13 protein-coding genes are annotated in these 17,938 nt (G+C 70.2%); 7 read left to right on the top strand and 6 right to left on the bottom strand.

All coding sequences use genetic code 11. From position 1 onward, the window contains the following. Nucleotides 1–3: 3 nt before the first annotated feature. Nucleotides 4–324 (bottom strand): hypothetical protein, encoded by a 321-nt coding sequence (locus tag ACSIH6_RS13770; protein ID WP_435108665.1) that lies wholly within the window; start codon nt 322–324, stop codon nt 4–6. Between the two features lie 586 nt (nt 325–910). On the opposite strand from ACSIH6_RS13770, the gene ACSIH6_RS13765 reads away from it, so the two are divergent. After that, entirely contained in the window at nt 911–1,072 is a 162-nt protein-coding gene (locus tag ACSIH6_RS13765) for a hypothetical protein (protein ID WP_435108664.1), read from the top strand. A 22-nt stretch (nt 1,073–1,094) separates the two neighbouring features. Here the strand turns inward: ACSIH6_RS13765 and ACSIH6_RS13760 are convergent, their stop codons facing one another. Further along, a complete protein-coding gene (locus ACSIH6_RS13760; RefSeq protein WP_435108663.1) occupies nt 1,095–1,601 on the bottom strand; it encodes a flavoprotein in 507 nt (168 codons plus the stop codon). A gap of 556 nt (nt 1,602–2,157) precedes the next feature. Here ACSIH6_RS13760 and ACSIH6_RS13755 point away from each other — a divergent pair. The 4 genes from ACSIH6_RS13755 (at nt 2,158) to ACSIH6_RS13740 (ending at nt 9,886) form a co-directional block, all read left to right on the top strand. Beyond that, nucleotides 2,158–2,934 carry a hypothetical protein gene (locus tag ACSIH6_RS13755; RefSeq protein ID WP_435108662.1) on the top strand — a complete coding sequence of 259 codons (777 nt, stop codon included), beginning with the start codon at nt 2,158–2,160 and terminating at the stop codon, nt 2,932–2,934. Between the two features lie 303 nt (nt 2,935–3,237). Beyond that, nucleotides 3,238–5,883 (top strand): DEAD/DEAH box helicase, encoded by a 2,646-nt coding sequence (locus ACSIH6_RS13750; RefSeq protein WP_435108661.1) that lies wholly within the window; start codon nt 3,238–3,240, stop codon nt 5,881–5,883. Between the two features lie 229 nt (nt 5,884–6,112). Beyond that, nucleotides 6,113–7,699 (top strand): serine/threonine-protein kinase, encoded by a 1,587-nt coding sequence (locus tag ACSIH6_RS13745; protein ID WP_435108660.1) that lies wholly within the window; start codon nt 6,113–6,115, stop codon nt 7,697–7,699. 48 nt (nt 7,700–7,747) lie between these two features. Beyond that, nucleotides 7,748–9,886, top strand: a complete 2,139-nt coding sequence (locus tag ACSIH6_RS13740; protein WP_435108659.1) for a UvrD-helicase domain-containing protein — start codon at nt 7,748–7,750, stop codon at nt 9,884–9,886. Nucleotides 9,887–10,339: 453 nt separating this feature from the next. Here the strand turns inward: ACSIH6_RS13740 and ACSIH6_RS13735 are convergent, their stop codons facing one another. The 4 genes from ACSIH6_RS13735 to ACSIH6_RS13720 form a co-directional block, all read right to left on the bottom strand. After that, nucleotides 10,340–10,957 carry a DUF1707 SHOCT-like domain-containing protein gene (locus ACSIH6_RS13735; RefSeq protein WP_435108658.1) on the bottom strand — a complete coding sequence of 206 codons (618 nt, stop codon included), beginning with the start codon at nt 10,955–10,957 and terminating at the stop codon, nt 10,340–10,342. A 194-nt stretch (nt 10,958–11,151) separates the two neighbouring features. Continuing rightward, nucleotides 11,152–12,117, bottom strand: coding sequence for an acyl-CoA desaturase (locus tag ACSIH6_RS13730; RefSeq protein ID WP_435108657.1), 966 nt, complete (start codon nt 12,115–12,117; stop codon nt 11,152–11,154). 143 nt (nt 12,118–12,260) lie between these two features. Next, on the bottom strand, nt 12,261–12,389 hold the full coding sequence (locus ACSIH6_RS13725; protein WP_435108656.1) for a hypothetical protein: 129 nt from the start codon (nt 12,387–12,389) through the stop codon (nt 12,261–12,263). Between the two features lie 96 nt (nt 12,390–12,485). Beyond that, a complete protein-coding gene (locus ACSIH6_RS13720; protein WP_435108655.1) occupies nt 12,486–13,085 on the bottom strand; it encodes a hypothetical protein in 600 nt (199 codons plus the stop codon). A 183-nt stretch (nt 13,086–13,268) separates the two neighbouring features. Between ACSIH6_RS13720 and ACSIH6_RS13715 the strand changes: the two genes are divergently transcribed. Then, the gene (locus tag ACSIH6_RS13715; protein ID WP_435108654.1) at nt 13,269–14,837 is read left to right on the top strand and encodes a hypothetical protein; all 1,569 of its coding nucleotides are present in this window, start codon (nt 13,269–13,271) and stop codon (nt 14,835–14,837) included. Further along, complete coding sequence (locus ACSIH6_RS13710) at nt 14,834–17,476, top strand: hypothetical protein (RefSeq protein ID WP_435108653.1); 2,643 nt, start codon at nt 14,834–14,836, stop codon at nt 17,474–17,476. Before ACSIH6_RS13715 ends, ACSIH6_RS13710 begins: the two co-directional genes overlap by 4 nt. Nucleotides 17,477–17,938: the final 462 nt, after the last annotated feature.

Below are 17,938 nucleotides of genomic sequence, written 5' to 3'. Positions count from 1 at the left end.
CCCTCAGAAGTTGACCGGTCGGGGAATGGACGGAACGGCGTCTGCGTAGTCCGAGGATGACCGGTAATCCGTCTCCGAGAATTCGCCACCGGCGTGTCCGCTCTTCTCGGCGAGGCTCCTGCTACTCATCACCGAAAGACGAATGCGCTCGTTGCCTTCGATGTCGTAGTCCACCAGGGAACCACCGAGCTCCGGGGCCCCGGAATAGAGCGGAGAGATGTTGTTCCCGAAGTCCTGGGTGAGTGTGGCCATACTGTCGGCCATGTCCGCCGCGCTGCCAGCGGAATTCACGGCATCGCCCGGGTTCGCGCCTGCGCCTGCCATGTGTTTCTCCTGGGGGGAGGGGGTGGTCGTGCGCTGATTCTAGCCAGGGAGAGGCGTCTCCGAGGACGATGGGAACGGGCTGGTACACGCGGTTGGCCGTGACAACTGGCTGTTCCTGGTGAACGTTCCAGGTCAACGGATTTTCTGGTCTCTTCTGTGTGTCACGCGAGAGAAGAGGGTAAACCTTTGTCTTTCGCAAGTAAGATGCCCTGGCCTGTGGGTTCCTGGTATCCGGCGCCGTGGGCTGGAGCCTTGGGATATGGCCACATTCGGCCATTCCGTACCTCTTCCGGAAGGCCGCGCCGGGCCCTGGTCCAGTGCGGCCATTCCTGGTGTTCCGTGGCCCGGTCCCCGCCAACGGTGCACAACGGGAGCTCCGGGGGGATCGGTCCCGTACAGGTCCGGTTTTCTGTACACCTGACACGCGGTCCCACGGCCCCACGGCCTGGGACACGTGGCCGTCGGTGCCACGCGCTCCGGTACCGAACCGAACATGATCCGGGAGCGGTCTGAGGAATCGGACAGCCCCGGAAACCACTCGTCTAGACTCGGTCAGCATCCCCACCCCCCGTATGGAGAGGCCTCCGTGCCAGCGACCGTTGAAGGCCCGGTCTGGGCCGGTAGAGGACTGGACCAACGGGGCGGGATCGATCCGCTCCGGGTGGCCCGTCCCGTTCTGGACACCGTGGACCGACTGCTCCCGGGAGTCTCCACACTGACCCACTTCGCCCGCCCCTACGCGTTCTAGGGGTCCACGTTGGCCCTTCCGGTCAGAGGGAGTTCACGGTGTCGATGACCTGCCGCCACGCGGGCATGCGGCGTTCGTAGGGAGCGTCGGGATCGTACAGAACGGTGACCGCCTCCATCCCGCGCAGAGTGTCCAGGGAGCGGATGAACGCCGGATGGGAGGCGAGCTGGAGTTTGCAGTGGGGCACCACCACGGTGGGCACCCGGTACCCGGCCATCTCACACAGCAGCGCGACGGCGAAGTTGTCGGCGAGGCCTTGGGCGAACTTGTTCACCGAGTTGAAGGTGAGCGGACACGCCAGCACCACGTCGGCTGGCGGTAGGGCCTTGCCCGCGCCTGGCCTTCGGAACGCGGATCGGACCGGTTCTCCTGTGAGTTTCTCCAGCCGCGTCTGGTCGTGGAAGTCCAGGCCGGTAGGAGTGGCCAGCACCGCCACCTGCCAGTTCTGGCCCTGGAGAGCTTTGACGAGTTCGGGGGTTCCCTCGGGCGCGGGGGCTCCGGACACCACCAGGTACAGAGTTCTCGGCATGGGCAAGGTCTAGGCAGGCGACTGTGGGCGGCGCTCGGGGTTGAATTCTCCGTGGGGAATCGTGTGCTTTCAGACTGTGCCGTGCAGGCCGCGTCGGCCGCACCGCCCTGGCGCGCCTGCTGGCCGCCTACACCTTCGCGACCAGTGTCGGAGCCCTGGCCCACCACCCAATCTCGCCGAGTACACCGGCCAGGTCTGAACGGGGGCCATCGAACTCTCCTCCCCATGTCCGGCACGGCGGTGGGGCGAGGTCTGCTTTCCCGCGCCCGCCCGGGTGGTGCGGTACCGGGGGAGCCCGCCGTGACCATGAGGGGGCCGCACGCGGGCAACCGCCTCAGGTCCGCCCCGTCCGTCACGTACGCGCACCATCGGTCGTACCCGGCAGGAGGAGGCGTATCGTCGCAGCTCAGAGCTCCCGTCCTGTCCGCCGGGTCACACTCGCCTGACACCAGCGCCCACACGGAGTCACCCGCCGGGTGATACCGGGTTCCACCACCACCGTGGACAGTGGAGACGGTCTGCCTCCTCTGGTAGGCCGTCGACCCCCGGAGTCCCTGTGGCGCACAACCACTCCTGCGCGAACGCCAGAAAGCCCGGTTGCTCGTGCTCCGGTTGCGGAGGCAGCCTGCACGGCTGGCCCGGACACCTCGAACTGTCGCGCAGACCTCCCGAGGAGCGCGCGGTTCGCCGCGAGGGCGCCCAACAGGACTGGTACGCCGCCGTGGGGTTCGACGAACAGACCAGACGCGAGCACCTGGCCGCCCCCACCCCGCGGATGCTCGGCCACGCCGTCGAGGCCGCCAGGGTCGACATGGCCGACTACCTTGCCGCACACCCCGCCACCGCGAACAGGATCCGGGAGTTCGGCGGCCTGCTCAACACCCAGGCGTTCGGCGTGGTCAAGACCGAGGCGGTTCGCCGCACCGCTCGGCACCCCGAACTGGCGCGGGTCGCCGAGGCCCTGCCCGGCCACTTCTGGTGCTCCCTGCTGACTGCTCTGGTCGGTGCCTTCGATCGGGTGGACCAGGCCGTCGACAAGATCCCGGCCCAGGCACGCGAGCTGCTCCAGGAGGAGGCGCCGCCGGACTGGGGCCTGGCTCAGGAACTGATCTCCGACACCGCGCTGGAAGCGGTCTGGGAGTGCGCCGCCGTGTTCCTCACCCTGTGGCGGCCGGGCGAGCTCCTCCTCGTCATGCGGGTACTCGCGGTCCTCATCTGTCCCGACCCGGTTCGCCACACGGAAGTCGTCCGTGTGTGCCTGCTCCCCCTGGGGCTCGGCGTCCTCCAGGACGCGGTCACCCTCATGCTCCACCAGAGCCTCACCCCGAACTAGGGAGGTTTCCCAACGGCCCGTCCACGCCACCCGACCCGGCTCGAAGGATCCCCGTCCTCTGCTCCGGGTCCCGTCTTGGCCCCGACGTCCATGCGGCCTCACATCCTCCCAGGAGGTTCGCGGTGAACGGATCCGCCGGAGAACCACGCCCGCGCCTCTCGTGCCCCGGCGGCTCCACCGCCAGAAGACGTGTGCTCGGATCGCCATCGGCTCCGAGCAGCGGAGGATAGGCTTTCCCCGCTTCCTCTTCGTCTATGCGGTACCCCCCTCGCCTTCCCCCTCCCCACGCGCGCAGAAGGACGTATGAACCGAGACGAACGCCGGGATCTGGACGTCCTCGTCGCCCGGATCAACGCCTGGATCGCACGGGCCCGCAGCATCCGATCCCAGCGCGGTACGGCGAGTGAGGTGGTGCGGGGATCGGCCGAGTACCTCCGGCGTTCCCAGTTCACCCTCCACCGTGATGGACGACCCGTCTGGCAGGCCCTGCCGATCACCCCCGAGGCCGACGTCCGTCTGGGAGACCTCCTCGCCTGGAGCAGGATGCCGACGGCGACGCGTGCGGACACTCGTGCCCTGCGTGCCCTGGCTGAGGACCTGCCCGCCCAGGTTCGGGCGGCGCGATCCCTGCTGGGGTTGCGCAGGTTCCTCTCCTCGAACCAGAGGAAGGAGGAAGCCGTCGCGGCCGCCTCCCACCTCGCGAACTACCATGCCCGTGCCGAACGGGAACAGCTGTCCCGGCGGCTGGAGGCACTCGACGTCCCCTTCCGCCGGAACGGGGTGGACGCCGCTCGCAGCCTTGCCCGGGACCTGATCCCACTGGAGGAGCACCTTCCGGAGCTGAAGGGGCGCCCCGTCCTTCTGGAACTGTGCGTGGTCAAGGAATTGGACGCCGCGATCAGCCGGATCCGACGGGCCCGGAGGCACGAGGCCTCCTACCGTGGCGCCGCGCTGAGAGCGGGTAACAACGTTCGCGGGGCGCAGACCCGCAAGCTGCTCGCGGAGATGCCGCTGGACCGGTTGAGGGAGGTCACCCGTGACCGGCTGCGCACCGCCCCGCTGACGGCCGCGGGGTTCACGACCGTGCTCGACGTCCTGGGCCTTGGCGAGCGCATCACCAAGCTGCCCGGTATCGGGGACAAGACGGCCCTCCACCTCCTGGGAGCGGCGCAGACGCTGCGGCAGACCACGTTCGACGAGACGCCCGCCCGGATCGACATCCGCCAGCGCACCAGTGAAGCCACCGTGCTCCTACAGGCACTGCGCGCCTGGGACGCCGCACGTGACCTGGCGGGCGGTTCGGCCCTGCTGTCGCGTGTGGACGAGTTCGCTCCCCTCGTTGACAGCCGCGGGACCGCCAGGGTCACGCACGTGGCGCTCTACCCCACCGCGCACGCCCCCGATCCCGACGTGCTGCGTCAGGACATCAGGGCCGTGTGCGACGGCGCCGCCCGCCTGGGTGCGTCCGCTCCCACCAGCAGGGGCGAGGGGGATGTGTGGGACGACTTCACCTCGCGCCCCTCGGATTACTTCGCTCTCCTGGCCGAACTCGGCATCAACCCCGAGGACGAGGCCAGGTCCACCGGGGACCTGCCCGACGAGATCATCCAGGCCATCCGCGACCTCAGTCTGAGGACCGACCACCTCAGGGTCGCGGCCCTGCGGGGCTACCAGAGCTTCGCCGCACGCTTCGCCCTGGTCCAGCGCAAGGTCATCATCGGGGATGAGATGGGGCTGGGCAAGACCATCGAGGCCCTCGCGGCCCTGGCGCATCTGAGCGCGGCGGGTGAGAGCCGTTTCCTGGTGATCTGTCCAGCGGCCGTGGTCACCAACTGGACGCGTGAGATCACCGCCAAGTCCACGCTGACCGCCCACCGCGTGCACGGCCCCGAACGTGACCAAGCCCTGCGTTCCTGGCTTCGTCAGGGCGGGATCGCCGTGACCACCTTCGAGACGCTCGCCCGCTTCCAGGACCGGTTGACGAACGTTCAGGACATCGCATGCGTGGTGGTCGATGAGGCCCACTACGTCAAGAACCCGACCGCGAAGCGCTCCCGCCGCACCGCGGAGCTGATCGACCGGTCCCCGCGCGCGATCCTGTTGACCGGCACTCCGCTCGAGAACAGGATCGAGGAGTTCGCCAACCTGGTGGGCTACCTGCAGCCCCGTCTCCTCAAGGACGTCTCCGAAACGAACCCCCGCCGGTTCCGCAGGCAGGTCGCGCCCGCCTACCTACGGCGCAACCAGGAGGACGTGCTCAACGAGCTACCGGAGCTCGTCGAGGTCGACGAGTTCGTCCCCCTGACCGCCGCTGACCGGACCGCCTACCGCCGGGCGGTAGCCGAGGGGAACTTCGCCGCCATGCGGCAGGCCGCCATGGTGGAGGGTCGCGGCTCCGGCAAGGTCCAACGGCTGCTGGAGATCGTCGAGGAAGCCGAGGACAACGGCCGGCGCGTGATCGTCTTCTCCCACTTCCTGGGTGTCCTGAAGCAGGTGACCGACGTGCTTCCCGGCAAGGTCGTCGGGCCCCTGACCGGGTCGGTGCCAGCCGTGCGCAGACAGGGCATGGTGGACGAGTTCTCCGCGGCCCGCGGTGGTGCCGTCCTGGTCTCCCAGATACAGGCCGGCGGGGTCGGCCTGAACATCCAGGCCGCCTCCGTGATCGTCATCTGCGAGCCCCAGCTGAAGCCCACCATCGAGTGGCAGGCCACCGCACGCGCGCATCGCATGGGCCAACTCGAATCCGTGCAGGTTCACCGGCTGGTGAGCGAGGAGGGGGTCGACCAGCGCATCAGGCAGATCCTGGAACGCAAGAGCTCCCTGTTTAGCGACTTCGCCCGTCAGTCCGCGACCGCGGAGAGCGCCCCTGAGGCGTTCGACGTGTCCGAGGCCGAGCTCGCCCGCGAGATCGTCGCGGAGGAACGCGAGCGCCTGCTCAGTGACCGGTAGGCGATGTCCGAGCCTCCCACGAGAAAGTGCGTTGGCCCCTGAAGCCTTCCGCTGGCGCTGCCCTCACCGGTGCGTGGCTTTCGGCGGCCGAGGAGTACGTCAAGGGACCAAGGTCCCTGCGCCTGCCCGGGCCCGGCCCCGTAGGATCTCCCCGCAGAGAAGAGGACCACCATCCGTGCGGGCCGGGCCGACCCGCCACAGCCCGTCCGCACCCGACCTAAGGGGCCTGGTGCACGCCACACCCGAGCGGATCGCCGACCGGTACGAACTCGTCGACACCATCAGCACCGGCGGCATGGGCCGTGTCCTGCGCGGCTACGACACCGTTCTGGACCGGCCTGTCGCGGTCAAGGTGATCCGCCCCGACCTGGTAGCCGACCCCAGGCTCTACGACGAGTACGCCGACCGGTTCAGGCGCGAGGCCCGCGTCACAGCACGCATCGAAAGCCCCGGCGTACCGGCCGTCTACGACGCTGCCGTGGACAAGGACAAGGGCTCGCTGTACCTGGTGATGCAGCTGGTGCGCGGCGTCTCCCTCGCTGACACCATCGACGAGAGCGGCACCATGTCGGTGCCCGCGGCCGCGGCGGTCGCCGCCCAGGTGTGCGCGGCCCTGGCCGAGGCCCACGCGGTCCCTGTCGTCCACCGCGACCTCAAGCCGGGCAACATCATGGTGGCCGACGACGGCACGGTGAAGGTCCTGGACTTCGGGATCGCCGCCGTGCTGCGCACCGACGTCACCCGCCTCACCCACACCGGCAGCATGCTGGGAACCTACGCCTACATGCCCCCCGAGCAGGTGCGCGGTGCGCCCGCCACCCCCGGCAGCGACCTGTACTCCCTGGGCTGCGTCCTCTACCAGATGCTCACCGGCCGGACCGTGTTCCCCGCCGACTACACGCACTTCCAACTCCAGGTCGCGCACGTGGAGGAGGCCCCCTCACCGCCCTCGGCCCACGTGGACGGCCTTCCCGAGGACCTGGAACGGCTCGTGCTGGATCTGCTCGCCAAGGACCCCGAGGACCGGCCCGCCACCGCGCAGGACGTCCATGACCGACTCGTCCCCCACCTGCCCCGGCCCGACCCCCTCGCACCGGACAAGCCGCTGCCGCCCGGAGCCCTGCCCGACCCCACTCGCCCCTACCGGCGCCCCGTACCGCTCCGGCCCCGGGCGACAGTGCCCTCGCCGACCAAGCCGCTGCCCTCCACGCTGGTGGAGTCCACCGCGGCCACGCCCCCGATCGCCGGTCTGGCCCCCGGAGAGCTGACCGAGGCCGACGGGCACGCCCAGGCCCTCATCGGCGAGGGACGCTTCGCCCAGGCCATCGGTGTCCTCGACGACGTGATCGACCCGGCCGCCTCCGTGCTGGGCCCCGAGTCCGCCCAGGTCGTGGAACTGCGCCTGCTGCGCGCCAACGCCCTGGCCATCAGCGGGGACGCGCGCCGGGCCCTGCCCGAGTTCACCACCCTGGCCGACATCCTCCAGCGCCAGGCCGGACCGCAGGACGAACGCGCCCTCATCTGCTGGCAGCAGGCCGTCTACTGCATGGCGCAGCTGGGGGAGACCACCCGGGCCCTGCACGAGGCGGAGGGACTCCTGGAACGGTTCCGCCGGGTGAGCGGGGACCGCTCCGAAGACGTCCTGGACCTGCGCCGGGAGGTGGCCCTGTGGCGGCTGCGTTCGGGAGACACCGAACGCGCCTCGTCCGAGCTGCCCGCGCTGTACTCTGACCTGCGCGCGGCCTACGGCCCCAGCGCCCCCGAAACCCTCCAGGTCGCCGACCTCCTGGACCGGCTGGGACGGGGCCGAAGCTGAGCCGGACCGTCGCCCGAGTCACCCCAGCCAGAACGGAGCCCTGCCCCCATGCCCCAACTCGCCCTGGGAAAGCAGTTCTTCGCGAGCGGTGAGTACGACGAACTCCCCCCGTCGGCCCGGAAGAACATCCGGATCGCCATGGAGAAGTTCAGCCTGCTCACCCCCGCCGAACTCAAGGCCGACAAGGGACTCAACTTCAAGCCTCCCCAGGGACGGCGCAACCGCAGCATCTTCACCTTCAGGGTGGACAACTTCTACCGGGGCGTGGTCCTGGCCCCCGAGAGCGGCGACAGCTACACGCTGCTCAAGGTCATGGCGCATGACGACGCCTACGACTGGGCCAACAAACAGGACGCGGGCGTCAACCAGCTCACCGGAGCGGTGGAGATCTGGGACGCCGAGGCACTGGAACGGGCCACCACGGACCTGGAGGGGAGGGCGGCCCCGACCGACCCGGACGGGCAGCTGTTCGCCAAGGTCTCCGACGGCGACCTGAGGACCCTGGGCGTCACCGACAGGGTGCTGCGCGCCGCCCGCACCATCGCCGACACCGACGAACTCGCCGGTATCGTCCCGCTCCTGCCCGAGGACCAGGCCGAGGTCCTCCAGTACCTCGCCGCCGGGTTCTCCGTGGAGGAGATCTGGCGGGACATCGTCGCCCACCGGCCCTCCGGGCCCGTCAGCGGCGACCTGGACACCGCTATCCGCAACACCCCCACCCGGATCAAGCTCGTCTCCGGGCTCGACGAGCTGGAGGAGATCCTTTCCCAGCCCTTCACCGTCTGGCGCACCTTCCTGCACCCCGCCCAGCGCAAGGTCGCCTACAAGGCCAGCTACCCCGGCAGCTACCAGGTCACGGGAGGCCCCGGCACCGGCAAGACGGTGGTGGCCATGCACCGCGTCCACCATCTGCTGTCCTACCTGCGGTCCGATGAGCGGATCCTGTTGACCACCTTCACCAACACGCTCGCCTCCGCGCTGAGGGAGGGGGTGCGGCAGCTGACGGGCGACCCCTCGAGGTTGGACCGGCTCGACGTCACCACGGTCAACGCCCAGGCCGCCGAGGTCCTCACCGAAGCGGCCGGAGGCGCCAAGCCCTCCTATGTCAACGACACCCAGGAGCTGGAACGGTGGCGTGCGCTGGTGGAGGAGCGCCAGCTGCCCTGGACGGCCGAGTTCCTGCTCCAGGAGTACCGTCACGTCCTCCTCGCTCAGCGCCTGGACACCCTCCCCGAATACCTGGCCGCCACCCGCCGTGGACGCGGGCGCCCCCTGAACGACGTCCAGCGCACCCAGGTGTGGGAGGTGATGTCCGCCTTCACCGGCCGTCTGGCCGCTGACGGCCTGCGCACGCAGTTGCAGGCGTGCGACGTGGCCGCACGCATCCTGGAGGAGAAGGGGCCCCGCTACCGGCACGTGGTGATCGACGAGGCCCAGGATCTCCACCCCGCGCAGTGGCGGCTCCTGCGCGCCCTGGTCGCCCCGCGCCCGGACGACTTGTTCATCGCGGGTGACCCCCACCAGCGCATCTACGATGCGAAGGTCTCCCTCAAGGCGCTCGGCGTCAACGTCGTGGGGCGTTCGCAGCGTCTGCGCCGCAACTACCGCAGCACCCAGCAGATCCTCACCTGGGCCGGACCGCTCCTGGCGGGGGAGAGGGTGGAGGCCCTCGCTGACGGGGGCACCGAGTCGCTGACCGGGTACCGCTCGGCCCTGCAGGGACCCCGGCCCACGACGCACGCGGCCACTGGCCAGAGCGAGGAACTCGATGTGCTCGTGGACACGGTGCGTTCCTGGATCGACGGGGGAGTGGAGCCGTCATCCATCGCTGTCGCGGCCCGCTTCAACTCCGCGGCGCGGCGGGCGGTCAACGCCCTCACCGAGGCGGGCGTTCACGCCTGCGAGCTGCGCACCGCGGGCCCGGACGATCCGGGGGTGCGCGCGGGGACGATGCACTCCCTCAAGGGGCTGGAGTTCCGGTGCGTGGCCGTCATCGGCGTCAACGACGGTGCCGTGCCCTATGCCAGGGGCATCACTCCCGAGGAGGTGGACCCGCTCCAGCACGAGGCCGACCTGATGGCCGAACGGTGTCTGCTCTTCGTGGCCTGTACTCGTGCACGCGATCACCTGCACGTGTCCTGGAAGGGCCAGCCCAGCCGGTTTTTGACCGAGGCTGATATCGCCTGAGCCTTGGACCGTCGGTCCAGCCCGTTTCCTCGGTTTCGCCGAGGTCGGTGAAGACCTTCTCGGCCAGTACGTCAACTTCGCTGAGCCCACCGGCCAGGTCTGAGCAGGACGGAGGGCGGACGACCCGACTGGATTCTGCCGAGCCGCACCTCACCTTGCTGGTCAGCCAGCCTCGGGAGCGTCCCAGGTCAGTGGCTTTCAACCGGGCTTTGCGGCGGCGCCGTAGTGCACGGCGCAGTGTCCGCTCGGTCTCGGCCGTGTCCTGGGTGGTGGGGTCTACGCGGTCTTGTCGTTGTGTTGACGGATCCCCTTTTCCTCGGTCAGGGCCTTGTCCAGGTCTTGGAGCAGGTCGGGGTCCACGCGCATGCGCACCGCGTGCCGTGGGTCTGATTTACCGGTTCGGGCACTCGCTCGGGGCGGGCGCCCGAACCGTGATCAAAACCCAGAACAGGCCTAGTCCTGCTTCGGGTTGCTGTTCAGCTTGCGCCGTTCCCAGCGGTTGGGGTGGCGGATGACCACTCCCGCCATGCCGCCGGACCCGGTGAGCCGGATCAGCGGAGTTCCCGCGCGCCGGTCGGGAGTCGTCTTGTCCTTCAGGCCGCCGATGCCGGGATCCACGCCGCTGGTGTCCGCCGCCCAGCCGTCGGGGATGACGATCGTGACGCCAGCGGCCTCCCCGTACGCCTCCACCGCGACCTCCGCGAAGCGGCACTCGACTCGGGTGAAGTCGATCTTCACCCCCGCTATGCCTCCGTGGGCGATCACGTGCCTGGGCACCTCCCAGCGTCCGGGGCCGCGAGACGCGCCGTGTATGCCGCCCTTGAGCACCAGCGGCGGCTGGCTCTCAGGGGGCTGCGGCCTGGGCAGGTCGGCGGTCAGGACGGCCAGCTCGGCGTGGGTCCTGGAATTCAGCGCCTGCTCCAGGCGCGCGTCCAGCTCATCGAGGTCGATGCGCCCCTCGGCCGCCGCGTCGCGCAGTTGCTCCACCACCGCTTCCCGGTCGTCGTGAGAGGCGCGGAGCTCTACGGAGGGAACGGGGCGCGGGGAGGGTTTCGGGGGCTGGGCGTTCATGATCTCAAGGATAGGAGTGAGCGAACCGGGCTGTACATCTCGAGGGTCGAGGACGGTGGGAGTCGTCGATCGAGCGGTCTGTGTCGTCCATGGCCCGTTCCGTCCCGGTCGCTGTGTGTGGTCACACGGCCGGGCCCCTCACGCCCACGGAGCCGACGGAGAACCCAGCGGGGCGTGTACATCCGGACGCCGTCCTACCGCGGGTTGACCATCTTGGCCCTCAGCCGCTCGTTGTCGGGCCAGCGGACCTTGGAGGCCCAGCCGAACTTCTCGAAGATCCAGATGATCCGGGCGGAGATGTCGATCTGGCCCTTGAGCACGCCGTGGCGCGCGCAGGTGGGGTCGGCGTGGTGCAGGTTGTGCCAGGACTCGCCGAAGGACGGGATGGCCAGCCACCACACGTTGCGGGAGCGGTCGCGCACCTCGAAGTTCTCCTCGCCGATGGTGTGGCAGATGGAGTTGACCGACCAGGTGACGTGCTGCTGGAGCGCCAGACGGACCAGGCCGCCCCAGAAGAAGGCGGTGAACGCGCCCCACCAGGACATGGTGACCAGGCCACCGATGACGGCCGGGGAGAACAGGGAGAACATGAAGATCGGCACCGCCCAGCGGTCGATCGCCACGATGTCCTTGTCCTTGAGCAGGTCGGGGGCGAACCGCTTGAGCGAGGTCCTGCGGTTGTCCAGGTACAGCCAGCCCATGTGGGCGTAGTAGAGGCCCTTGGCCACGGACCTCCAGTCGTCGCCGAAGCGCCACGGCGAGTGAGGGTCGCCGTCGGCGTCGGCGAACTTGTGGTGCCGCCGGTGGTCGGCCACCCACTTGATGACGGCGCCCTGGAAGGCCAGCGTGCCGGCGATCGCCAGCGCGATGCGCAGCGGGCGCTTGGCCTTGAACGCGCCGTGGGTGAAGTAGCGGTGGAAGCCGACCGTGATGCCCAGCCCGCCGATCAGGAAGTAGACGACGCCGATGGCCACGTCCACCCAGCTGAGCGCCCATCCCCAGGCGAAGGGGACCGCCGCGGCCACCGCCAGCAGCGGGATGAGCACGTACACGAAGACCGTGACACGGTCCTTCATGGTGCGGAGCTCCGGATCCAGGTCGATCTCGGGCGCACCACCCGGAGCGGTGCGCGCCTCCCCCGCTACGGGGGGCTTGGACATGCGGGAGGACATCATCTGCCGCCTTGTGGTCGTTGCCGCATCAGTACCTACGGCAGCGTAACCTACGGTTCCGTAGGTTGGCGACCCCTGTTTCCCTTCTGTCGTTCGCGGAAAATGTTTTCCCTGGTCATATCGGATATGTGCTACTTGGGCGCCTCCGTGAGCGGCCGCCAACCTCCTCCGGGCATGACCAGGCAGTCCGTCACGCCGTTGGTCGCCTCGGCCGCGGTGCGCAGGACTCCGCGGCCGAAGGCCCGGTCGGTGACAGGCACCGGATCGTGTACTGAGGGGGCGCCTCCTCCGGCCGTCCACCAGCACACACGGAGGGGCCCGCACACCGGCGGGCCCCGGGGTTCTTCACGCGTGGATCAGGGACGCTCGGAGGCGGCGGCCCTCTCCCGCCGGTCGCGCACCCGGGTGACCACGGCGAAGGTCACGGTGGCCACCAGTCCCAAGGTCGGCAGGGTGATCCAGGTCATCGCCCACATGAACTGCCGCGTTCCGGCGCTGTCGGCCACGTAGGTGGAGGCGAGGCCGAACTCGGAGGTCGTGTTGCTGCAACTGATGCTGTAGGTGCCGCTCTCGGTGACTTCCAGGGTCTGGACCAGGTGCCACTCCTCGGCCCCGTAGTCGACGCTGCGCACAGTGTGGTACTCGCTTTCCCCCGGAGCGCCGGAGGGGGTGGTGAACGAACACGGGGTGTCGAACGACAGGCCGTAGACCCCGATGGTGTCGAGGTCCTCCCTGTCGACCTCCAGCCGGACGTACAGGTTCGTGTCCACCTCGCTGATGAAGTCCGGTGCGGGGTGACGCACCCAGGGACCCAGCGCCAGCAGGATTCCGAAGACCACCAGCGTGACGACCGCGGAGACCAGGCTCGCGACGTAGCCGCCGCGCAGACGACGCCTACGCGGAGCCTGTGGGGAGCCGGGGGACATGGAGGGAGAAGGGGAGGCAGGGGAAGACATGAACGACATCATGTCAGTGGGTCACGACCAGAAGTGAGCGACAGGTGAGCGATATACGAGACACCTCACACAAGGCCCGAGGGACGGGGGAGCGGGCGACCCCGGGGAGCACCCGTCTAGACTCGGTCACCGCCCCACCCCCATCCCCGCCCCCGCCCCCACCCCCCGTATGGAGAGGCCTCCGTGCCAGCGACCGTCGAAGGCCCGGTCTGGGCCGGTAGAGGACTGGACCAACGGGGCGGAATCGATCCGCTCCGGGTGGCCCGTCCCGTTCTGGACACCGTGGACCGACTGCTCCCGGGCGTCTCCACACTGACCCACTTCGCCCGCCCCTACGCGTTCTACGCGGCTCTGGCGGAGCACTGCGAACGCGTGGAGGCCAGCGAGGAACAGCGGCTCCGGCTCCTGCGCCGGGGCGAGGTGCTGATGGCGGCCGTCACGGCGGCGTGCCAGGACGCCGGACACGTCCACGACCGCGTGGCCGGGGGCAAGCCGCACGGCACCGACGGGGTCCGGCCGCACCTGGGCGACGACGGGCTGGACCTGGCCGCCTGCGCGGCGGCCCACAGCGCCGAGGCGCCGCTCCGAAGCTACTCGCCGCGCGGGCTCGGGTTCTGGTCCGACTACCGGGGCCCGTGCCTGTCCCTGGGGGTGGCCGCCGGAGGCGATGCCCTGCCCCTGCCGGGTCGGCACGCGTGCCCCGAACCGGTCCGGGAGGTGTTCGCCCCGCTGTTCGGGGCGACCGCGCACGACCACCTGTCCCGGGACCGCCTGGTCGCGCTGGCCGAAGTGGGGGCGCACCACCTCACCGAAGCCGAGGTCCCATGGTTGGCGGGCCTGTTCACCGCCTCCGAACAGGGATTCCACGACCCCGACTCCTGGGAGCCCGAGGACCTGCACCGGCGCGCCGCCCTGCGGATCCTGGGACGTACCGCCGCGCTCTACCGCGAGCGCACGGACTGGTCCTGGGAGTGGACCTGGGAGCGGGCCTTCCGCGCCGCCGTCGCCTACGGGGACACCGCGGTGACCGACCCCGTCCTGGGCGCCCACCCCCAGGCCCTGGGATGGCGCGGGGCCCTGCTGCGCCGGTTCTCGGTGGGAGCCTGGCGCCGGCTGTGGTCGTTCGTGACCGGCTGCATGAACGACGGGGACTCCGGGTCGGGCTCGACCGAGGACGAACTCCGGGACCGGGTGGCGTCGCTGATGCCGGACACGAGTGTGCGGGCGTTCGCGCGGGACCTGCCCGACACCACCGGGGGCGGGCACCCGGCCGCCGCCGAGGAGGGCCTCCTCGACGCCCACGACGAGGACACCCCGCGACTCAACGTGGAGCTGCTGCTGTTGGGCGCGCGAAGAGCCGCAGAGTTGCAGGGGGACGCCCACCGGGCCTTCCTGGGGCAGGCCAAGGAGTTCCTGAACCCCCTGTGGGTGGCCCAGCGCAGGGACGACCTGCTGGACCGGCCCGTCGCCGAGTTCGCCGCCGGACTGGTCTCGGACATGCTCCACCAGTCCCAGCGGGTCGCCCGGGAGAAGACGAGGATCGGGGACGGCGGCAGGATCACCGTGTTCTCCAAGGTCCACGAGCGCAACGGCAGGTACTACAGCACCGGTGACGAGGGCAGGGGCGAACCGGCCACCCGGATCAACGAGATGGCAGGTCTGGCCCTGCAACTGGGGCTGGTCAGCGAGGACAGGGGCCCCGCCGGGGCCCTGACCGACACCGGTGCGAGGCTGCTGGAGGTGGCCGGATGAGCCTGTACTCCCCGCTGAGCCTGCTCCACGAGTGGCACGAACGCACCGACGGCGCTCCGCTGCGCGAGTTCCTGCTCACCGGGTTCACCATGGACCTGCCGTTCCTGGAACGCGCCGCGGTACCCATGGCCCGCGGTCTGGGCGCGGCCGTCACCCTGCTCGGCGACGCCGCCCAGAGCAGGTACGACCCCGTGGACGTGCGCAGGGCCGGACGCGACTACACGCACGCCCTGGCCTCCTGCGGGGGGTCGGCCTTCCACCCCAAGCTGGCGCTGCTGCTCGGCGACCACGAGCTGGTGGCGGCGATCGGCTCGGGCAACCCGACCCTGGCCGGATGGGGGCACAACGACGAGCTGTGGACGGTGCTGCGCGGCGACTTCGACGGGATGCCCTACGAACTGGACGACCTGGTCACATGGTTGCGTGAGTGCGTCGGATCAGGTGCCGTGCGCCTGCCCGGGTACATGGTGGACCGGCTGGACCAGGTGGCCGACCAGCTGGAGGAGCTGCTGCTGGTCGGCGCGCCGGACGAGACCGGGACGCGGGTGGTGCACAACCTCGACCGGGGCCTGATCGAACAGCTGGACGCGGGTCCCGTGGACGAGCTGCGCCTGTACGCGCCGTTCATCGACCCCGGCGCCCGCGCGCTGCGGGCCCTGGTGGAGCGGCTGAACCCGGCCCGGGTGGTGCTGGGGGTGCAGGAGTCCTCGGGCAGTTACGACGGTGACGCCCTCGCCCGGGCGCTCGCCGGCACCGACGCCGAACTCCGCCTCCTGGAGGAGAAGGTGCCCCGCCACGGCAAGCTCGTGGAGTGGTCGGTGGGGGAGGGTCGGTGGGCGCTGACCGGCAGTGCCAACCTCACCGAGGCGGCGCTGCTGCGCTCCGTCCACGAGGGCGGCAACTGCGAGCTGGGCACGATCGTCCCGGTCGAGGCCTCCCTGATGCCCGAGGCCGCGGCTCTTCCCGTCTCCCGGCTGGCGGGGGTCAACACCATCGGGCGGTTCGAGAGCCAACACGCCTCCGGCGTGCCGGTGCCGCTCGGAGCCTTTCTGAGGGGGGAGAGCCTGGTGGTGACCCTGGCCGACGCCCACTCCGTGGACGTCGTGGTCGAGTCGTCCCGGCACGGTTCCCCCGGGACCTGGGAGGACGTGGGCACGATCAGTGCCGGTGAGGTGGAGGGAACCTTCGCCACCTGGGGCGGGGGTGGGCTGGTGGTACGGGTGCGTGCACCCGACGGCAGAGCCTCCGCACCGGTCTTCACCGTCGACCCGAAGGCGTGCGCACGGCCGACCGGGGAGGACTCCAGACCGCGGATGCGCCGTGCCCACACCGAGGAGTCGCTGTTCGACGACGCATCGGAGCGGGAGTTCCAGCGGGACGTCCTGCGGCTGGCGGAGGAGTTGGCCGCGCACGGCCTGACCGGCGCGGCGACCCGGGAGACGGCAGCCGCCGAGGACCGCTCCGGCACCGTTGAGGCCTCGGTCGGGGACCGGTGGGCGGAGTACCTCGAAGACTGTGAGAGGACCTTCGGCGTACCGCTGACGGTGAGTATGTTCGGCCGCCGAACCCCCGCCGCGAGCCGAGACGGCTCGAAGGCGGGGGAGGAGCGCTGGAGCCTGGCCGGGGCCCGGGAGGAGGACGAGGAGGGCAAGGAGGAGGGTGCCCAGGAGGAGACGTCGGAGGCCGCGCAGGAAGGGGAGGAGCGCGGGAGGGGCTTCACCGACCAGGAGAAGCGGCGCTGGCGCGGGTGGACCAGGCGCGCGGTGAACACCTGTGTCCCCGATGAGGGCGCTCCCGTGCCGCCCCTTCCGGTACGGCTCCTGGTGACCCGTGTGGTGGTCCGGCTGCTCGGCGGAGGTGTCTGGAGCAGCGGGGACGAGTCCTGGCGTCCCGAGCTGGCCCGGCTGGCCCGCGGACTGGTCCGCGAGGAGGAGGCGATCCCCGGCCAGGCCCTCGAACAGGCCTGCCTGGTGACCGCCGTGTGCGCCGGACTGCTGCTGGAGGACGTCCCGCTCAACGCGGGGACCCCCGAATCGCGGGAAGCCCGCACCACCTGGTCCCGGTTGCGCGAGCGGGTCGCCCTGGCCGACCCCGGACTCGACTCGGGGCTGCTCCTCGCCCCCGAGGCGTCCCACGCCCGCGTGCTCGGCCCGGCCGGGCTCGAACGGGTGATACGGATGGCCTGGGAGGACGATCCCCTGGCGTCCGTGCGCGAGGAGCTGCTGGAGACGTCGGGCTGGACCCTGGAAGCCGACTCCGGGGTGCACCGGGTCCACGGGGACTTCACCAACCCGGTTCCGGTGGCCGCCAGGGTCGCCGAGATCCTGGAGGAGCACGTCGGGCCGGTGATCGTGCACGCCCAGGGACCCAAGGCGTGGGCTCTGCTGGTGTGGAGCAGACCGAGGATGCTGCTCGCCTCCCGCCCCAGGGGGAGCGCCTGGCGGCTGTACCGCGTCGACCCGCCCGCCACCCCGTTCTCCCGCCTGGGCGGCGAGGAGCTGTCGCGGGTGGGGCTCCTCCGCACCAGCGCGCCGCTGCACCGGGCTCCGCACCCAGAAGTGAGCGCCTTCCTGGACGGCCTCGGCACCGATCACATCGCCCTGTTGGAGAAGGTGGGCTTCCTCCACGAACCGCTCTGAGCCGGAGCGGGCATTCGCGTCGCCTTCCCGGCCGTCACCGACGTCACCGGCACTGCTCCGGGCTTTTCGGGGAAGCCCGGAGCAACGCCGTGGGCGGAGCGGTTCGAGCACGTGACGGAGGTGCTGGTGCAGTGGCGCGGCTGCGCCAGCTCTCAGCGGTGGGGAGGCACGAAACCCAGATCCGAGCTGATCGGGTGCCATCCCGCGACCGAGACTTGATTGTTAACTAGGTTCACACTTGAGGTGTGTACATTGGGTTCAGCGGAGTCTCGGAGAGCTCTCGATGATCTGACGGCGACGCGGGCCTTCGGGTTGACCCGGCTCGGCGGCCTACCCCCAGACAGGGCTTTGGTCCCGAAAGGGATGCGGCCCTGTCACCGCGGATCGGAGGACGCGGCGACATCGACCACGACTTCGGCGGGACCTCGATGGAATCCCGCTGCGCGCAGCGCTTCCGAACCA

Source organism: Nocardiopsis synnemataformans (assembly GCF_965343085.1).
Lineage (GTDB): Bacteria > Actinomycetota > Actinomycetes > Streptosporangiales > Streptosporangiaceae > Nocardiopsis > Nocardiopsis alborubida.
The sequence above is the reverse complement of the archived record's forward strand: the minus strand, read 5'-3'. Positions and strand labels throughout refer to the sequence as shown.